This window comes from Janthinobacterium sp. MP5059B, assembly GCF_001758645.1.
Lineage (GTDB): Bacteria > Pseudomonadota > Gammaproteobacteria > Burkholderiales > Burkholderiaceae_D > Janthinobacterium > Janthinobacterium lividum.
Window position 1 is genome coordinate 20,809 of the sequence record NZ_LRHX01000002.1, and the last position, 18,302, is coordinate 39,110.

Genomic DNA, 18,302 nt, shown 5'->3' on the forward strand with positions numbered 1-18,302 from the left:
CGCGATACAAGGAAAGTAACAGGAAAGCTTGCGCCAGCACGCAGCATGCTGCTGCCTGCTGGCACAAGTTGGGATCAGGCAGGCGCCAGCGATTCGCGGCGTACCTCGTCGAGCCATTCCAGCAGGGGAATGGTGGCCGGCAGCAAGGGTTCCACGCCGACCGTGCCTTGCCAGGCGAACGCTTGTCCTTCCAGGCTTTGCGGCTCGCCCCGCCACTCGCGGCTGATATAGAAATGCAGGCGCACATGGGCGTGCGGATACACATATTCGACGCCGCACCAGGCTTCGGCAGTATCGATATGCAAGCCCAGCTCCTCGACAAACTCGCGTTTCAAGGCATCAAAAATGGCTTCTCCCGGTTCGACTTTGCCGCCAGGAAACTCCCAATAGCCGTCATACGGCTTGCCGGCCGGGCGTTGGCCCAGCAGCACGTCGCCATTCGGCTTCATCAGGATACCGACGGCGACATCCACCGGTGTGACTTTCACTTCGCTCATTGCGGCAACTTTCCCGCAGGTAGTTTCCCAGCATAATCGCGCGCGAATTGCCACGCCACCCGGCCTGAACGGGAACCGCGCTGCAGTGCCCAGCGCAGGGCGTCGCCGCGCGCAGCGGCGATCTGTTCCGGCGTGCAGCCGAACGAAGCGAGCCAGTGCGCCGTGATATCGAGGTAATCGTCCTGCTTGAACGGGTAGAACGACAGCCACAGGCCGAAGCGCTCGGACAGCGAGATTTTCTCTTCCACCGTCTCGCCCGGATGCAGGTCGCCATCGTCGTCCGTCTTGTAGCTGCTGTTGTCCGACATGCGTTCCGGCATCAGGTGACGGCGGTTCGAGGTGGCGTAGATCAGCACATTGTCCGATTGCGCGGCGATGCTGCCGTCGAGCGCCACTTTCAGCGCCTTGTAGCCGCTCTCGCCCTCTTCGAACGACAGGTCGTCGCAAAAGATGATGAAGCGCTCGGGGCGCGCCGCCACCAGGTCGACGATGTCGGGCAGGTCGGCCAGGTCCGCCTTGTCCACTTCGATCAGGCGCAGGCCCTGGTCGGCGAACTGGTTCAGACAAGCCTTGATCAGCGAGGACTTGCCCGTGCCGCGCGCGCCCGTCAGCAGCACGTTGTTGGCCGGACGGCTGGCCACGAACTGGCGCGTGTTCTGCTCGATCTGTGCCTTTTGCGTACCGATATTGTGCAAGTCATCCAGAGCGATGGACGACACGTGGGCCACTGCCTGCAGATGGCTTGCCGCGCCCTGGCGCCGGCGCCAGCGGAAGGCAAAGCTGTTCCAGTCGGTCGCCGGCAAGGCCGGCGGCAAGATCGACTCGAGGCGCGCCAGCACCCGCTCGGCGCGGATCAGGAATTGATCGAGGCTGGTCATGAGCGGTAGTCGGCGTTGATCGACACGTAGTCATGCGACAGGTCGCACGTCCACAGGGTGGCCGTGGCGTCGCCGCGCGCCAGCTTGACGCGGATGGTGATTTCGCTTTGCTGCATCACGCGCTGGCCGTCCTGCTCCTGGTAGTCCGGGTTGCGGCCGCCATTCTTGGCCACCCACACGTCGTCCAGGTACAGGTTCAATTGGCCCACGTCCAGGTCGTCCACGCCCGCATAGCCGATGGCGGCCAGGATGCGGCCCAGGTTCGGGTCGGAGGCGAAGAAGGCCGTTTTCACCAGCGGCGAATGGGCGATGGAATAGGCGATCTTGCGGCACTCTTCCACGTTGCGGCCGTCTTCCACCGTCACGGTCATGAACTTGGTGGCGCCTTCGCCGTCGCGCACGATGGCTTGCGCGAGAAAAGTAGACAGTTCGGTCACGGCAGCGGCCAGTTCAGCATAGTGCGGCGAATCGATGGAATCGATCACCAGGCTGCCTGCGCCCGTGGCCACCAGCATGAACGAGTCATTGGTGGACGTGTCGCCGTCGATGGTGATGCAGTTGAACGATTTGTCGGCCGCCTGTTTCACCAGCTGGTCCAGCACCGGTTGCGCCACGGTGGCGTCAAACGCAAGAAAACCCAGCATGGTGGCCATGTTCGGCTTGATCATGCCGGCGCCCTTGCTGATGCCCGTCAGGGTGACCGCGTGGCCACCGATGGTGACCGTGCGCGAACCGGCTTTCGGCTGCGTGTCGGTGGTCATGATGGCTTCGGCGGCCGAGAACCAGTTGTCCGATGTCAGCGCGGCCACGGCTTGCGGCAAGCCGGCGACCAGGCGCTGCACAGGCAAGGGTTCGAGGATCACGCCGGTGGAAAACGGCAGGATTTGCTGCGGGGTGCAGCCCAGCAGCTCGGCCAGCGCGGCGCAGCTGGCCTGCGCGTCGGCCAGGCCCGATTCGCCCGTGCCAGCATTCGCGTTGCCCGTGTTGACCAGCAGCGCGCGGATCGGCGCGGCGCCAGCCGTCACGGCGGCCAGGTTGGCTTTCGAGATTTGCACGGGCGCGGCGCAGAAGCGGTTCAAGGTGAACACGCCAGCCACGGTGGCCGTCGGCGCCAGTTTCAATACCAGCAAATCCTTGCGGTTGGGTTTCTTGATGCCGGCTTCGGCAACACCGATTTCAATGCCGGCGACGGCTTTCAAGTCGGCGGCGACGGGCTTGGGAGAATTGACGGCCATGGTGATTTCTTCTGCGAGGGAAAAGGGAAGCGCTATTGTAGCGCCTTCGCGGCTCGGGTGAACATGCGGCAAGGGAATCGTCGCGCCGGCCAGGGCAGTCGCGAAGCCGGTCGGCAACATGACCAGGCTTGCGATTTATCAGAACGCCGCCGCCTGGCGGCGCTAAGGTGTAAGAACCGACGATCACGCGTCTCGCACAAGCGCCCGGGGAGGGGATGTCATGGCGCACGGAAAACCCTACCGCATGCATCGCAGCGATTCAGGCTCGGCACGCCCGTTGCGTCTATGGTGTTTATGCTGCCTGTTTTGCCTGCTGGCCTCGTTGACGGCCTGTACGCTGCCAGGTGAAGCGGCCGATCATGCCATCGGCCACGCCACCGATCTGGCATCCACAGCTCCGACGGCCGCTGAAACGCCGCCAGCCGCAGAATTTCCACCCACGACCGGGGTGGGACGGCCACCGCCAACCTTTCCATGGAGCAGCTCATGGTCAGGCATCGGCGGTTTGGTCGGCAACCTGGGTAACCTGACCGGCAGCAGCGGCATGCTCACGGGCAGTAGCGGCATGGCCAAGCCTGGCAACGATCCACCGCCGGCCGGCGCCGTGCACGTCACCGTGTACTACGCCACCGACAGGCAATACCAGGCCAGCAGCCGCAGCTATGGCTGGCAGCCCAACCGCGCCGCGCCCCACCTGAGCTACGGCAGCGTCCTCGTCAGCATCCCGGAAAAAAGAGCGCCGGGCGAACTGCCGCTGCCGCCCTGGTACGCCATCCTGTCCAGCGACAATGCGCAAAAATATGTGCTGATCAAGGAAGCCACGCGCCTGTCGCGCGAGGATTTTCTCGCCACCGTCAAGGCCAGGATACAGGCCGCCCCGGAACGGCACGCCGCCTTCATCTACATCCATGGCTACAGCAACTCCTTTGACGACGCCGCGCGGCGCACGGCGCAGATGGCGGTCGACCTCGATATCGGCGCCCTGCCCGTGTTCTACAGTTGGCCATCGAAAGGCACCCTGGCCGGCTATGAATTCGACCAGAATTCGGCCGAATGGACGCAGGCGCACCTGCAAGCCTTCCTGGCCGACTTCGCGGCGCACTCGTCCGCCACCGATATCTACCTCATCGCCCACAGCATGGGCAACCGCCCGATGACCGTGGCCCTGGCCAACCTGCTGGAAAAACGCCCCGAACTGCTGCCCCTGTTCAAGCAGGTGGTGCTGGCAGCGCCTGACATCAATGCCGATGTCTTCCGCGACCAGATCGCCCCCCGTTTTGCCAGCCTCAAGCTCCCCGCCACCCTGTACGCTTCCGCGAACGACAAGGCCATCCGCGCTTCCTACAATTTTGCCGACTGGGACAGGATAGGCGACATCCGCGGCCCCGTCGTCAGCATCCCCGGCATGGAGCTCGTCGATGCCTCGGCCGTCATCATGAACTTCATGGGGCACGACTACTTCGCCAGCAACCGCGTCTTGCTGACCGATATCGCCACCATGATCAAGACGGGGCAACGGGCAAGGAACCGTGGCGGATTGAAAGGCATTCCAGCTCAGGCGCCGCAATACTGGGCCTTTCCATGAACACTTAGGGCATGCCATTGCGGGCATAAAAAAACGGAGACCGTGGTCTCCGTTCTTGTTCAAGCTGTCAAACCGGCTTTACGCCAATTTTCCATGACAGGCTTTGTACTTCTTGCCGCTGCCGCAAGGGCATGGATCGTTACGGCCAACCTTGACGCCCATGCTCACGCTCATGTCGTCGACGTTGTCCATATTGCCGCCGGCCACAGGCGCCAGCAGCTCTTCCGGCGCAGCGTTCGGGTCGAATTCAGCGTGCTGGTAGTGCACGTTTTCCACGTGCGACTGTTGCATTGCCTGTTCGGCTGCATCGACTTCTTCGCGCGACTGGATGCGTACCGTCATCACGTGTTTCGTGACGTCGTTCTTGATCATGTCGAGCATCTGGCCAAACAGTTCAAACGCTTCGCGCTTGTATTCCTGTTTCGGGTTCTTCTGCGCATAACCGCGCAGGTGAATACCCTGGCGCAGGTGATCGAGCGCCGCCAGATGTTCGCGCCAGTGGCTGTCCACGCTTTGCAGCATGACATTGCGTTCGAAGCCGCCAAACGATTCCTTGCCGACGATATCGATCTTCGACTGGTACACGGCATCGGCCGCGGCCAGCACTTTTTCCAGGATCTCGTCGTCCGTCAGGGTCGAATCGGCTTCCAGCATCTGCTGCAGCGGCAAGTCGAGCTGCCATTCGCTCGCCAGGGTGTTTTCCAGGCCCTTGATATCCCACTGCTCTTCCACCGATTCATGCGGCACGTACTCGTGCACCAGATCGGTGAACACGCCGTGACGCAAGGAAGCGATCATGTCGGAAATATCGGTCGTTTCCAGCAGCTCGTTACGCTGCTGGTAGATGACCTTGCGCTGGTCGTTGGCGACGTCATCGTATTCCAGCAATTGCTTGCGGATGTCGAAGTTGCGCGCTTCAACCTTGCGCTGGGCCGATTCGATCGAACGCGAGACGATGCCTGCCTCGATCGGTTCGCCTTCCGGCATTTTCAAACGGTCCATCACGGCGCGCACGCGGTCGCCGGCGAAGATGCGCAGCAGCGCGTCGTCGAGCGACAGGTAGAAGCGCGACGAACCCGGATCGCCCTGGCGGCCGGCACGGCCACGCAGCTGATTGTCGACGCGGCGCGATTCGTGGCGTTCGGTGCCGATGATGTGCAAGCCGCCCGCATTGACCACGTGGTCGTGCAGGGATTGCCATTCATCGCGCAAGGTCTGCGACTGGGCGGCCTTGTCGGCATCGCTCAGTTCAGCATTGGCTTCGATGAACTTGATCTGGTTTTCGACGTTACCGCCCAACACGATATCGGTACCGCGACCGGCCATGTTGGTGGCGATGGTGATGGCTTTTGGACGGCCTGCCTGGGCGATGATTTCCGCTTCGCGGGCATGTTGCTTCGCGTTCAGCACGTTGTGCGGCAAACCGGCCTTGGTCAGGATGCCCGACAGCAGTTCCGAGTTCTCGATCGAGGTCGTGCCCACCAGCACGGGCTGGCCGCGCTCGTAGCAGTCGCGGATGTCGTTCAACATCGCGTTGTATTTTTCCGCCGACGATTTGTAGACCTGATCCTGGCGGTCCTTGCGCTGCAGCGGACGGTTTTGCGGGATCACGACCGTTTCCAGGCCGTAGATTTCCTGGAATTCGTATGCTTCGGTATCGGCCGTGCCGGTCATGCCGGCCAGCTTGGCGTACATGCGGAAGTAGTTCTGGAAGGTGATCGAGGCCAGGGTCTGGTTCTCGTTCTGAATCTTGACGCCTTCTTTCGCTTCGACGGCCTGGTGCAAGCCATCGGACCAGCGGCGGCCCGTCATCAGACGGCCCGTGAATTCATCGACGATCACCACTTCATTGTTCTGCACCACATAGTGCTGATCCTTGAAGTACAGCGCATGCGCACGCAGGGCCGCATACAGGTGGTGCACGAGGGTGATGTTGGCCGAATCGTACAGCGAAGCGCCTTCCGGCAGCAGGCCCATTTCCATCAGGATGCCTTCGGCCTTTTCATGGCCGGCTTCCGTCAGCAGCACCTGGTGCGCTTTTTCATCCTTGGTATAGTCGCCCGGCACGTCAACCTTGCCCTTGCCGTCCGGCGTTTCTTCGCCGATCTGCAAAGTCAGGCGCGCAGGCACTTCATTGATCTTGTGATACAGGTCCGTATGGTTCTCGGCCTGGCCCGAAATGATCAGCGGCGTACGCGCTTCATCGATCAGGATCGAGTCGACTTCATCGACGATGCCGAAGTTCAGGCTGCGCTGCACGCGCTCGCGCGCTTCGTAGACCATGTTGTCGCGCAGGAAGTCGAAACCGAATTCGTTATTCGTGCCATACGTGATGTCGGAGTTGTACGCCTGTTGCTTGGCGCTGTGCTCCATCTGCGACATGTTCACGCCCGTCGACAGGCCCAGCCATGCATACAGGCGGCCCATGGTCTCGGCATCGCGCTGCGCCAGGTAATCATTGACGGTGACGATATGCACGCCCTTGCCCGACAAGGCATTCAGGTAGGCTGGCAAGGTTGCCATCAGGGTCTTGCCCTCGCCCGTGCCCATCTCCGCGATCTTACCGAAATGCAAGACCATGCCGCCGATCATCTGCACATCGAAATGGCGCATGCGCAGGACGCGCTTGCTGGCCTCGCGGCAGACGGCAAATGCTTCCGGCAACAAGGCATCGAGCGATTCGCCAGCGGCGATGCGTTCCTTGAAGGCAGGCGTCTTCGCTTGCAGCTCGGCATCCGACAGCTTTTCGATGGCCGGCTCGAGCGCATTGATCTCGCGTACCGTTTTTTGGTATTGCTTGAGCAGCCGCTGGTTGCGGCTACCGAAAATCTGGGTCAGTAATGACATGCTTGAATTCTTGAAAAAACGCCGTTAAAAAAAGCTCGGTAGGGAACAACGAGGTAGTAATCGCGTCACCGCACGGAGTTCGACTATGGCAAAAGACGATGATTTTATCATGCGTTCCCGACATGGTTGGGGTAATGCGCCATATAACAATAGCTTAATGACAAACAAATGGCAGAAATTGCGGACATTTTCCATACTGTAAGGCAATACGGCCCGCCCGCCTGCGCCGCACCCGCCGCCGCACTCGTCATGCGCGGGCGAGTGTGCTATGTTTCGGCCATGCGAACTCCCACTTATTCTCCGGCACCGCGCCGCGGCTACGGCTTTGCCCGTTCAGGCCCGGCCGTCACGGGCGCAACCGATTTTCTGCGCGGCAACGCGACGATGGCCTCCCTGATGCCCACCGTCACGCGCCTGGCCGCCCTGCAAAAAGATTGCGCCAAGGCCTTGCCGGCCATGTTCGAGCATTGCGACATCCTGCAATTCGAGGGCGGCCAGCTCGTGCTGGCCACGCCGAACGCGGCGCTGGCGGCCAAGCTCAAGCAGCAATTGCCGAAACTGCAAGGGGAACTGGAAAGAAAGGGCTGGCAGATTTCAGGCATCAAGCTGAAAGTGCAAGTCATCAAGAGCATCACGCCCATCGTGCATACGCGGGCGCTGGTCTTGCCGGAAAAAGCCATGTCGGCCCTGGAAGAGCTGAGCACGGCCCTGCCCGCGTCGAAACAGAACGAGCAATTGATCGCGGCGCTGCGCAATATGGTCCGCCACCACCGCGAACCTGGGAACACCTGAGAAAAAGTCCATGGCGGCGTTGCATTGCCTGGCCGTACTATTCGTACTGCCTGCGGCAATGCGCCTTGCCCTGAACATTTTTCAGGTGCTCCCTAGCCCTAAAATTATTTAAAAACAGCAACGGCCGTCAAGTCAAGGACCACTCGCGTTCCATCTGGCGCAGGTAGGATTGCGGCGCCGCCTCATTCGTGGCGAACGACACGATTTCATAGGATTCCGGCTGTTCCAGCAGCGCCAGCAGCAGCTGGTTATTCAGCGCGTGGCCCGACTTGTGCGCCGTGTAGTACGCGAGCAGGGGATGGCCCACCAGGTACAGGTCGCCGATGGCATCGAGGATCTTGTGGCGCACGAACTCGTCTTCATAGCGCAAGCCATCGGCGTTGAGGATGCGGTACTCGTCCATGACGATGGCGTTTTCCAGCGAACCGCCACGGGCCAGGCCCATGCCGCGCAAGCTTTCCACGTCCTGCATGAAACCGAAGGTGCGCGCGCGCGCCACGTCATGCACATACGACACGTCGCCAAAATCCACGGAAGCGCGCTGCATCGTGCCATCGACGGCAGGATGGTTGAATTCGATGAAGAAATCGAGCTTGAAGCCGTCGTACGGCGACAAGCGCGCCCATTTCTCGGCGTCGCCCTTGCCGTGACGCACTTCCACCGGCTTGATGACCTTGATGAATTTCTTTGGCGCCTGCTGCTCTTCCACGCCCGCCTGCTGCAGCAGATAGACGAAGGACGAGGCGGAACCGTCCATGATGGGAATTTCTTCCGCATTCACATCGATGTACATATTGTCGACACCCAGGCCGGCCGCCGCCGACATCAGATGTTCCACGGTGGAAACCCTGGCGCCATCCTTGATCAGCACGGAAGCCATGCGCGTATCGCCCACCGCCATGGCGCTGGCGGGAAACTCGACGATGGGATCGAGGTCGATGCGGCGAAACACGATGCCCGTATCGATCGCGGCAGGACGCAAGATCAGCTCGACCTTGGTGCCAGAGTGCAAACCGACACCGATGGTGCGGACCTGTTGTTTGATAGTGCGTTGTTTTAACATCTGTCGATTATATCTATTTGCCGGATTTTCGTTGCGGCGCGGCATCGCCCACGCCAGAAATACCACAACGGCTCATCACGGATGTTCGCTTTCCGCATGCACGGCTTCGCGGCGCACCAGATAAATGCCGCTGCCGATGATGATGGCCGCGCCGATCAAGGTGTATTCGTCGGGCAAGGCACGCCACAGCATCCAGTCCAGGGCCATGCCCCATGCCAGGGCCGAGTATTCGAACGGCGCCACGCTGGACGCCTTGCCATGGCGAAATGCTTCCGTGATGGCCAGCTGGCCCAGGAAGCCACTCAGTGACAAGCCTGCCAGCAGCCACCAGTCTTCGCGGCGGATACTCACCCACTCATGCGCCGACAGGGCCACGCCGCCGAGGGCCATCATCACCATCAGCCAGAAGACCATGCTTTCGCTGGCGTCCGTGCGGCTCAGGATGCGTCCCGTCACGGCGGAAATGGCGTAACAGGCGGCCGAGCCCAGCACGGCCAGCCCGGCCAGCGAAAAGAATCCCGAACCGTCGGGGCGCAGCGCCACCAGCACGCCCAGCAGGCCCACGGCGATGGCGCACCAGCGCGCGAAGTCGACTTTTTCCTTGAGGATAAACACCGACAGGACGGTGATGAACAAGGGGGCAACAAAGAACAGCGCATATGTCTCGGCCAGCGACATGCGCTTCAAGCCGTAGGCGAACAGCGTGATCATCAGCACGCCCAGGGCGCCGCGCAGCAAGTGCAGCGGCCAGCGCACCTTCAGCACGTTCTTGAAGGCGCCGCGGTATAGCAGGTACAGGCAGACGAGCGGCAACGACGACAGGGCGCGCAAGGCCGTCACCTGCATGGGAGGATAATGGGCGGACAACAGCTTCATGGCCGTGTCCATCAGGGAAAACATGGCGACGGCGATCAGCATCACATAGATGCTGCGCAGGTTTTGATTGCGGGGTATCAGGACAGACTCCTGGCGAAAGAGCGGGACCGTCATCATGGCGACGGCCGGAGCCAGGACAGCATGGTCTGGAAAGGCAGGGCCAGGCGGTCAGCCAGATTATAACAAGCGCGGCCGTTTTACCTTATGACACAGGCAACAGCATCACCAGTTTCAGTTCATGCTGGCGCGCCAGGTGCAGGGTCACCTGATTGAACGCAAGCAGTCCCTGTTGCGCATGCTGGAACTGGCGCAATCCGCCATCGCGGCCCTGCACCTGCTGCGCGCCCCACCATTGGCGGAATTCAAAGCTGGCGTCAGCCAGTTCCGCGATCAGGCCGGCCAGCGGGGCCTGGTCCGCCTGCCGGCCGATATCGGCGCGGAACTCCGCCACCAGGCGCTGCGCCCGTTCAGGCCAGCCGATGACCAGGTCGCGCGCCCCCGCGTCCAGGAACATGAAGCGCAGCTGGTTCGGTGCGGATGCATCGTCATGCAGCCAGCCGGCAAACAAGGTGGATGCCGCCCCGTTCCACGCCACGGCATTCCATGCGCGGTCGAGGATGTACGCGGGCGCGTCGATGGCGGCAACGATGGCGGCCAGCTCGGCGGCCGCAGGACCACTGCCCTCGCCCGTCCCGTGGCTGGGGTCATGCTTGTCGGCCACCTCGAACAGATAGGCGCGCTCGGCCGTGCTCAGTTGCAGCACCTGCGCCAGGCGCGCCAGCATCCTGGCCGAGGCCGACACGGGCCGCCCCTGCTCCAGCCACGTCAGCCAGGTGGGACTGACATCGCACAGCTGTGCCAGCTCTTCGCGCCGCAAGCCCGGCGTGCGCCGGCGCCCGCCGCCGGGCAAGCCAGCCATGGCGGGGGTGACGGCTTCGCGCCGGGCGCGGATGAATTCAGCAAGTTTGTTCGACATGACGGCGATGCATGGTAGTAGATATACCAGTATAAGTTATGGTCTTGTTACAGGATAATTTTATCCCTATTCTGCAGGAACTCACCCATCAACAGGAGAAAACCATGCAGCAGCACGATGTCGTTACCGAACAGTTTGGCAAGACGGCGAATGCCTACCTGAGCAGCGCCGTACATGCGCAAGGCGCCGACCTGGTGCTGATGCAGGAATGCGCGCGCCGCCACGGCAAGCCCGTCGTTCTGGACCTGGGCTGCGGCGCAGGCCATGCCAGCTTTGCCGTCGCCCCCGTGGCAGCTTCCGTCGTCGCCTATGATCTGGCGCAACCCATGCTCGACGTGGTCGACCACGCCAGGGCGCAGCGCGGCTTGCACAACGTCAGCACGCAGCAGGGCGATGTGGCCCGCCTGCCGTTTGCCGACGCCAGCTTCGACATGGTCGTCACGCGCTTTTCCGCGCATCACTGGAACGATGTGGCGGGAGCCCTGGCCGAAGCGTGGCGCGTGCTGCGCCCGAACGGCACCTTATTAGTGGTCGACATCGTCGCGCCGAAAACGGCCCTGTACGACAGCACGCTGCAGGCGGTGGAAATGCTGCGCGACGCTTCGCACGTGCGCGACTACCGCACCTGCGAATGGGGCGCCAAGTTCGATAACGCGGGCTTTACGCACAGCTTGCGCAGCGTGTGGAAACTGACGATGCAGTTCGACGAGTGGGTGGCGCGCATGCGCACGCCGATCGAAAGAGTGGCGGCCATCCGCAACCTGTTCGATGGCGCGCCCGAGGAAGCGCGCCGGTATTTCGCGCTGCAGGACGATTATTCGTTCAGCATCGATGCGGCCATGTTCGAGGCGACGAAACCCTCAGTACAGTAAATGTAAAAACGGCGCCGATGGCGCCGTTTTCATGCGAACAGGAAGCGCTTAAGCCAGCTGGCCCAGCAGCGTCTCGGCATTCGACACTTCAAACTTGCCGCCCTGCTCGATGTTCAATTGCGTCACGACGCCATTGTCGACCAGCAGCGAGTAGCGCTGCGAGCGCGTACCCATGCCATGCTTGGAAAAATCGGCGTCCAGGCCCAGGGCCTTGCTGTAGGCGGCATTGCCGTCAGCCATCATGCGCACCACGCCGGTGGCTTTCTGGTCACGGCCCCAGGCACCCATCACGAACGCGTCGTTGACGGAGATGCACCAGATTTCATCGACGCCCTTGGCTTTCAGGTCGGCAGCGTGCTTGACGTAGCCTGGCACGTGCTGTGCGGAGCAGGTCGGGGTGTACGCGCCTGGCAGGCCGAAGATAGCGATCTTCTTGCCCTTGACCAGGTCTTGCACGTTGAACGTGTTCGGGCCCAGTGCGCAACCTTCGGTTTCGCTTTCGATGAATTCGGCCAGGGTGCCTTCTGGCAGGGTGTCGCCGATCTTGATGGTCATGTTGACTCCTTGTGTGCTGTCGGTGGAAAACGCTCGCCGCCCGGCCGGGCGGAAAACGCGTGTATTCTGGTTCGGCTAGCATGATGCTGGCTCAGCGCGATAGTATGCCTGACTTGCCGTATTTGTGCAGAAAATGGCCGGAAAGGCAAAGTCAAAAGTCAAAAACCGGCAAAAAAAACGGCGACCCTCAGGCCGCCGTCATGTTTGCTGACATCAGATCACCTCCGGTCACCTAATCACATGAAAAATGCGCAGGGCAAGGCTATGCAACGCCGCCATGGGCTTTTTTCACTGTGATTAGTCGGCCTGTTTGCGCAGGAAGGCAGGAATGTCATACGTCTCCATGCCATTCTTTTCCATCGCGCGTACTTGCTCGGAAGCCGATTCGCGACGCCATACCGCCGGCGCCTTCATGCCGTCGAAACCAGCAGCCGGCGTAGCCACGCCAACCGTCGTCGTCGCCGCTTGCGCGCTACCCATGGCAGCCGACGGGGTCAGCGGGCTGTTGTGGGTGCCGGTGCGCAGCACTTGCTGCGGTACCAGCTGGATGTTTTTCTTGGCACGGCCCAGGCCCGTGGCCACCACGGTAACGCGGATGTCGTCGCCCATGGCGTCGTCGTAGGCGATACCTTGCGCGATCGACGCGTCCGGCGCGGCAAACGCGCGCACGGCAGCCATGACTTCCTTGATCTCTTTACCTTTCAAGCCACGGCTGGCCGTGACGTTGACCAGCACGCCGCGCGCGCCGGACAGGTCGATGCCATCCAACAGCGGCGAAGCGACAGCCTGTTCGGCGGCGATGCGCGCGCGGTCGACGCCGGAAGCCGTCGCCGTGCCCATCATGGCCTTGCCCTGCTCGCCCATGATGGTTTTCACGTCGTTGAAGTCGACGTTGATATGGCCAGGTACGTTGATGATCTCGGCAATACCAGCCACCGCGTTGTTGAGCACATCATCGGCGTGCTGCATCCATTCCAGCATGCTTTCATCTTCGTAGATCTCTTCCAGCTTTTCGTTCAGGATGATGATCAGCGAATCGACGTGCAGGGACAGCTGCTCCAGGCCTTCGTCGGCGATGTCCATGCACTTCTGGCCTTCGTACGAGAATGGCTTGGAGACCACGGCCACCGTCAGCGCGCCCAGTTCCTTGGCCACTTCGGCCACGATAGGAGCGGCGCCCGTGCCCGTACCGCCGCCCATGCCGGCAGCGATGAAGACCATGTGCGCGCCGCGCAGCGAATCGGCGATGCGCGCGCGCGATTCTTCCGCCAGCTGGCGGCCGACGGCAGGCTTCATGCCGGCGCCCAGACCGGTATCGCCGATCTGGATGATGTTGTGGGCCTTCGATGTCGACAGGGCCTGTGCGTCGGTGTTGGCGGCAATGAACTCCACGCCCGACATGCCTTTGTTGATCATGTGTTGGACTGCATTGCCACCCGCACCGCCGACGCCGACGACCTTGATGACGGTACCTAAAGCTGTGTTATCGACCATATCGAACTCCATGATGTGCTCCTATCAGATGCGGTTTCCAAGCGCCAGGCCTCATATTGGTAGGAGAACTGGAGATTGAAAACTGCGGTTAAATATAAAATAAAGTTATGTGTGTGTACCTGCGATGCTGCCAAAAAACCTGTCCTGCCGGGCGAAAATCATGCCCTTAAAAATTCCCTAAAAACCATTCCTTCATGCGCTGCCAGACTGCCTTCACCGAGCCGTCCTGACGCGTCACGATGTGGCCGCGCAGGTATTGCTTCTTCGCTTCCAGCAGCAGGCCCAAAACCGTGGCATAGCGCGGACTGCGCACCACGTCGGCCAGCTGTCCCCGATACTCGGGCGTGCCCAGACGCGCCGGTTTCAGGAAAATATCCTCCGCCATTTCCACCATGCCGGGCATGATGGAGGTGCCGCCCGTGAGCACGATGCCCGACGACAGCACGCCTTCATAACCGGATTCGCGCACCACCTGGTGCACCATGGCGAACAGCTCCTCGACGCGCGGCTCGATCACTGCCGCCAGCGCCTGGCGCGACAGGTTGCGCGGGCCGCGGTCTCCCAGGCCAGGCACTTCCAGCGATTCGCCGGGGTCGGCCAGGACCTGCTTGGCCACGCCATAGCGGATCTTGATTTCTTCCGCTTCCGCGGTCGGGGTGCGCAAGGCCATGGCGATGTCGTTGGTGATCTGGTCGCCGGCGATGGGGATGACTGCCGTATGGCGGATCGCGCCATCGGAAAATACCGCCACATCGGTCGTGCCGCCACCGATGTCGATCAGTACCACGCCCAGTTCCTTCTCGTCGGGCGTAAGCACCGCATCGGCGGACGCCATCGGCTGCAGGATCAGGTCCGACACTTCCAGGCCGCAGCGGCGCACGCACTTGACGATGTTCTGCACCGCCGACACGGCGCCGGTGACGATATGCACCTTCACCTCCAGGCGGATGCCGCTCATGCCGATAGGCTCGCGCACATCTTCCTGGCTGTCGACGATGAACTCTTGCGGCACCGTGTGCAGCAATTGCTGATCGGTCGGAATGTTAACCGCTTTTGCCGTCTCGATGACGCGCGCCACGTCGGTCGCCGTCACTTCCTTGTCCTTGATGGCCACCATGCCGCTGGAATTGAAGCTGCGGATATGGCTGCCCGCAATGCCCGCGTACACATTGCGGATCTTGCAGTCGGCCATCAGCTCGGCCTCTTCCAGCGCGCGCTGGATGGACTCCACCGTGGCCTCGATATTGACCACCACGCCTTTTTTCAGGCCCTTCGATTCGTGCTGGCCCAGCCCGATCACTTCGTGGCGCCCGTCGGACATCACTTCGGCTACCACCGCCACCACTTTCGAGGTGCCGATGTCGAGGCCGACGATCAGGTTTTTCGCGTCTTTTGTCATTTCTGTCGCCTACTGTATGGGCTATAAATTAAAATTATTGGGTTACGTCGGTTTTTTAATCGGACTGCTGTTTTTCTTCTTCATGACTGGCTTTCCATCCTTGCCTTCGGCCGGTATCACCAGGCCGGCGGAACTGAGCGCCAGGCCATTCTGGTAGCGCATATCGATCGTGTCGATATTTTCCAGCCGGCTCGCCAACTGCGGGTAAATGCCCACCAGCCGGTCGACCCGCGCCTTCAGCGTCGTGTGATTCTGTTCGCGTCCCAGTGCCACGCTCATGCCGTTATCCAGTTTCACCGTCCACGCATAGCGGCTCGACAGCGACAGGGTTTCCGGCACCATCTTCAGCGGCGCAAACCACTTTGCCAGCTGCACGTAGGTAGCCAGTACTTCCTTTTCGCTGCCATCGGGGCCGGCAAACGCAGGCAACTCATGGTCGTCTTCGGCTTCGGCCACATTCGCCGTAAACACGTCGCCCTTGACCGACAGCAGGCGTCCATCCTCGCCCCAGGTGCCCAGCGCTTCGTGTTCTTCCAGCGCCACGATCAGCTGGTTCGGCCACTCGCGCCGCACGCTGGCACGGCGTACCCAGGGCACCGATTCGAACACGCCGCGCACGCTTTCCAGGTTGGTCGTGAAGAAATTGCCCTTGATGCGGCCCAAAGTGCCGCTGCGCAGGGTCAGGTAATTCACGTGGCGCAGGCCTTTGTCGTCCGCGCTTTCCACCTTGATCGTGCGCAGGTCGAACATGGGACGCTGCGACACCCACCAGACGCCGGCGGCCACGCACACGACCAGAACCGCGGCCAGCAAGCCGTTGGCAGTCGTATTGAGGCTTTTAGCGTCATGCCACATATCAGCGCTGTCCCTTGTGCATTTTCAGACGCGCACCAGCGACGATTTCCAGGCACAGGTCTTCATAGCTGATGCCCACCGCGCGCGCCGCCATCGGCACGAGCGAGTGGCCCGTCATGCCGGGAGAGGTATTCACTTCCAGCAAAAACAGCTTGCTGTCGGCCGCGCGCATCAGCACGTCCACACGTCCCCAGCCTTCGCAGCCGAGGGCGCGGTAGGCTGCCACGGCGATGCGCTCCATCTCCGTCACGATCGCCGGGTCCAGCTGCGGCGGGCAGAAGTACTGCGTATCGTCCGTGAAGTACTTGTTCTGGTAATCGTAATTGCCTTGCGGCGCGACGATCTCGATCGGCGGCAGCGCGCGCGCAGTGGCGCCCTTGCCCAGGATCGCGACGGTGAACTCGCGGCCCTTGATGAACTCCTCGGCCAGCACCGAATCATCGAGGCCGGCGGCGATGTCGTAGGCCGCCTGGAAAGCCGATGCTTGGTTGACCGTCGTGATGCCGATGCTCGAACCTTCATGCGGCGGCTTGACGATCAGCGGCAAGCCCAGTTCGGCGGCGACCTTGGCCAGGTCGGAGCTGTCATCGAGCACCGCGTACTTTGGCGTTGGCAGCTGGTGCATCAGCCAGATCATCTTGGTGTAAACCTTGTCCATGCCCACCGCGCAGGCCATCACGCCGCTGCCCGTGTAGGGAATGCCCAGCTGCTCCAGCGCGCCCTGCAGACTGCCGTCTTCGCCGAAGCGGCCGTGCAGCGCGATGAAGACACGGTCGAATTGTTCAGCGGCCAGTTCGGCCAGGCTGCGTTCGCCCGTGTCGAACGCGTGCGCGTCCACGCCGCGGCTTGTCAAAGCGGCCAGCACGCCCGTGCCGGACATCAGCGACACTTCGCGCTCGGCCGAGCTGCCGCCGAACAGGACGCCGACCTTGCCCAATTGTTTTACGTCGATAGCTGAAGCTTGGTTCACATCAGGCCTTTACAGTGTTGGATGGATACGTTGTCAGTTGTTGCGGGATGCCGCTGATCGAGCCGGCACCCATGGTCAGCACGACGTCGCCGTCGCGCGCCACGCTCATGATGGTGTCGGCCATGTCTTTCATGGATTCGACGAAAATCGGTTCGATCTTGCCGCGCGCGCGCAGCGCATGCGCCAGTGCGCGGCCGTCGGCGGCGACGATGGGCGCTTCGCCCGCCGCATACACTTCGGACAGCAGCAGCACGTCGGGCGCGCCCAGCACTTTCACGAAATCCTCGAACAGATCGCGCGTGCGGCTGTAGCGGTGCGGCTGGAACGCCAGCACCAGGCGGCGGCCAGGATAGGCGGCGCGCGCGGCGGCCAGGGTCACTTCCGTTTCCACCGGATGGTGGCCAAAATCGTCGACCAGCGCAAAAGTGCCGCCGTTCGGCAGCGCCACGTCGCCGTAACGCGTGAAGCGCCGGCCCACGCCGGAAAACTCGGCCAGGCCTTGCTGCGTGGCGCTGTCGGCGATGCCGATTTCGCGCGCGATGGCAATCGCCGAGCAGGCATTCTGCACATTGTGCATGCCGGGCTGGTTCAGCACCACGTCGAGGTCCGGATAGCCTTCCTGCAGCACGGTGAAATGCATTTCCAGGCCCACGGCGCGCGCGTTGATGGCGCGCACTTGCGCGTCTTCCGCGAAACCGTAGGTGGTGACGGGCTTGGTGACGGACGGGATGATGGCGCGCACGTGCGGATCGTCGATGCACAGCATGGCGCGGCCATAGAAAGGCAAGCGGTGCGTGAACTGCACGAACGCCTGCTTGAGCTTTTCAAAATCGTGCTCGTAGGTGTCCATGTGATCGGCATCGATATTCGTGATCACTTCGATCATCGGCGTCAGGTTCAGGAACGAGGCATCCGATTCATCGGCTTCGGCTACCAGGTAGTCGCCCGAGCCCAGCTTGGCGTTCGCGCCGGCGCTGGTCAGGCGGCCGCCGATGACGAACGTCGGATCGAGGCCGCCCTGCGCCAGCACGGAAGCGACCAGGCTGGTGGTCGTCGTCTTGCCGTGCGTGCCGGCGATGGCGATACCGCGCTTCAGGCGCATCAATTCACCGAGCATCACGGCGCGCGGCACCAGCGGAATCTTGCGCGCGCGCGCGGCCGCCACTTCCGGATTGTCTTGCGGGACGGCGCCCGACGTCACCACCGCATCGGCGTCGCCGATGTTCTCGGCCGCGTGGCCCAGCATGACGGTCGCGCCCAGGCTCGCCAGGCGCTGCGTCGCCGCATTGCTGCCCAGGTCGGAGCCCGACACCTTGTAGCCGAGGTTGACCAGCACTTCGGCGATGCCGCTCATGCCGCTGCCGCCAATGCCGACAAAGTGGATATTGTTTACTTTATGCTTCACAGA

16 protein-coding genes are annotated in these 18,302 nt (G+C 62.0%); 3 read left to right on the plus strand and 13 right to left on the minus strand.

The features are described 5' to 3' along the window. Positions 1-74: 74 nt before the first annotated feature. Genes JAB1_RS00735 through argJ form a run of 3 tightly spaced genes read right to left on the minus strand, consistent with a single transcriptional unit; the run spans position 75 to position 2,610 of the window. Entirely contained in the window at positions 75-497 is a 423-nt protein-coding gene (locus JAB1_RS00735; protein ID WP_034784991.1) for an NUDIX domain-containing protein, read from the minus strand. Beyond that, positions 494-1,375, minus strand: a complete 882-nt coding sequence (locus tag JAB1_RS00740) for an ATP-binding protein (RefSeq protein ID WP_034784990.1) — start codon at positions 1,373-1,375, stop codon at positions 494-496. Before JAB1_RS00740 ends, JAB1_RS00735 begins: the two co-directional genes overlap by 4 nt. Then, positions 1,372-2,610, minus strand: coding sequence for a bifunctional glutamate N-acetyltransferase/amino-acid acetyltransferase ArgJ (gene argJ, locus JAB1_RS00745; protein WP_034784989.1), 1,239 nt, complete (start codon positions 2,608-2,610; stop codon positions 1,372-1,374). Before argJ ends, JAB1_RS00740 begins: the two co-directional genes overlap by 4 nt. Positions 2,611-2,830: 220 nt before the next feature. On the opposite strand from argJ, the gene JAB1_RS29095 reads away from it, so the two are divergent. Further along, positions 2,831-4,195, plus strand: a complete 1,365-nt coding sequence (locus JAB1_RS29095; RefSeq protein ID WP_083299508.1) for an alpha/beta hydrolase — start codon at positions 2,831-2,833, stop codon at positions 4,193-4,195. A 78-nt stretch (positions 4,196-4,273) separates the two neighbouring features. Here JAB1_RS29095 and secA read toward each other — a convergent pair whose 3' ends face one another. Continuing rightward, positions 4,274-7,042 carry a preprotein translocase subunit SecA gene (secA, locus tag JAB1_RS00755; RefSeq protein WP_070278127.1) on the minus strand — a complete coding sequence of 923 codons (2,769 nt, stop codon included), beginning with the start codon at positions 7,040-7,042 and terminating at the stop codon, positions 4,274-4,276. A gap of 279 nt (positions 7,043-7,321) precedes the next feature. Between secA and JAB1_RS00760 the strand changes: the two genes are divergently transcribed. Beyond that, on the plus strand, positions 7,322-7,834 hold the full coding sequence (locus tag JAB1_RS00760; RefSeq protein ID WP_070278129.1) for a DciA family protein: 513 nt from the start codon (positions 7,322-7,324) through the stop codon (positions 7,832-7,834). Between the two features lie 127 nt (positions 7,835-7,961). Here the strand turns inward: JAB1_RS00760 and lpxC are convergent, their stop codons facing one another. From lpxC to JAB1_RS00775, 3 genes are all read right to left on the minus strand, one after another. Next, positions 7,962-8,897, minus strand: coding sequence for a UDP-3-O-acyl-N-acetylglucosamine deacetylase (gene lpxC, locus JAB1_RS00765; protein ID WP_070258868.1), 936 nt, complete (start codon positions 8,895-8,897; stop codon positions 7,962-7,964). A gap of 75 nt (positions 8,898-8,972) precedes the next feature. After that, on the minus strand, positions 8,973-9,815 hold the full coding sequence (locus JAB1_RS00770; protein WP_070258932.1) for a DMT family transporter: 843 nt from the start codon (positions 9,813-9,815) through the stop codon (positions 8,973-8,975). A gap of 160 nt (positions 9,816-9,975) precedes the next feature. Beyond that, the gene (locus tag JAB1_RS00775; RefSeq protein ID WP_070278132.1) at positions 9,976-10,749 is read right to left on the minus strand and encodes a helix-turn-helix transcriptional regulator; all 774 of its coding nucleotides are present in this window, start codon (positions 10,747-10,749) and stop codon (positions 9,976-9,978) included. 104 nt (positions 10,750-10,853) lie between these two features. Here JAB1_RS00775 and JAB1_RS00780 point away from each other — a divergent pair, with 104 nt between their 5' ends. After that, entirely contained in the window at positions 10,854-11,621 is a 768-nt protein-coding gene (locus JAB1_RS00780) for a class I SAM-dependent methyltransferase (RefSeq protein ID WP_070278134.1), read from the plus strand. Positions 11,622-11,669: 48 nt separating this feature from the next. Here JAB1_RS00780 and JAB1_RS00785 read toward each other — a convergent pair whose 3' ends face one another. The 6 genes from JAB1_RS00785 to murC form a co-directional block, all read right to left on the minus strand. Continuing rightward, positions 11,670-12,176: a peroxiredoxin gene (locus JAB1_RS00785; RefSeq protein WP_034784976.1), complete on the minus strand. Its 507-nt coding sequence runs from the start codon at positions 12,174-12,176 to the stop codon at positions 11,670-11,672. A gap of 297 nt (positions 12,177-12,473) precedes the next feature. After that, a complete protein-coding gene (gene ftsZ, locus JAB1_RS00790) occupies positions 12,474-13,682 on the minus strand; it encodes a cell division protein FtsZ (protein WP_034784974.1) in 1,209 nt (402 codons plus the stop codon). Between the two features lie 154 nt (positions 13,683-13,836). Further along, positions 13,837-15,069 (minus strand): cell division protein FtsA, encoded by a 1,233-nt coding sequence (gene ftsA / locus JAB1_RS00795; RefSeq protein WP_010394955.1) that lies wholly within the window; start codon positions 15,067-15,069, stop codon positions 13,837-13,839. A gap of 42 nt (positions 15,070-15,111) precedes the next feature. Next, a complete protein-coding gene (locus JAB1_RS00800; RefSeq protein ID WP_034784973.1) occupies positions 15,112-15,924 on the minus strand; it encodes a cell division protein FtsQ/DivIB in 813 nt (270 codons plus the stop codon). A 1-nt stretch (position 15,925) separates the two neighbouring features. Continuing rightward, positions 15,926-16,894: a D-alanine--D-alanine ligase gene (locus tag JAB1_RS00805; protein WP_070278137.1), complete on the minus strand. Its 969-nt coding sequence runs from the start codon at positions 16,892-16,894 to the stop codon at positions 15,926-15,928. Position 16,895: 1 nt separating this feature from the next. Then, on the minus strand, positions 16,896-18,299 hold the full coding sequence (murC, locus tag JAB1_RS00810; protein WP_034784971.1) for a UDP-N-acetylmuramate--L-alanine ligase: 1,404 nt from the start codon (positions 18,297-18,299) through the stop codon (positions 16,896-16,898). Positions 18,300-18,302 lie beyond the last annotated feature (3 nt).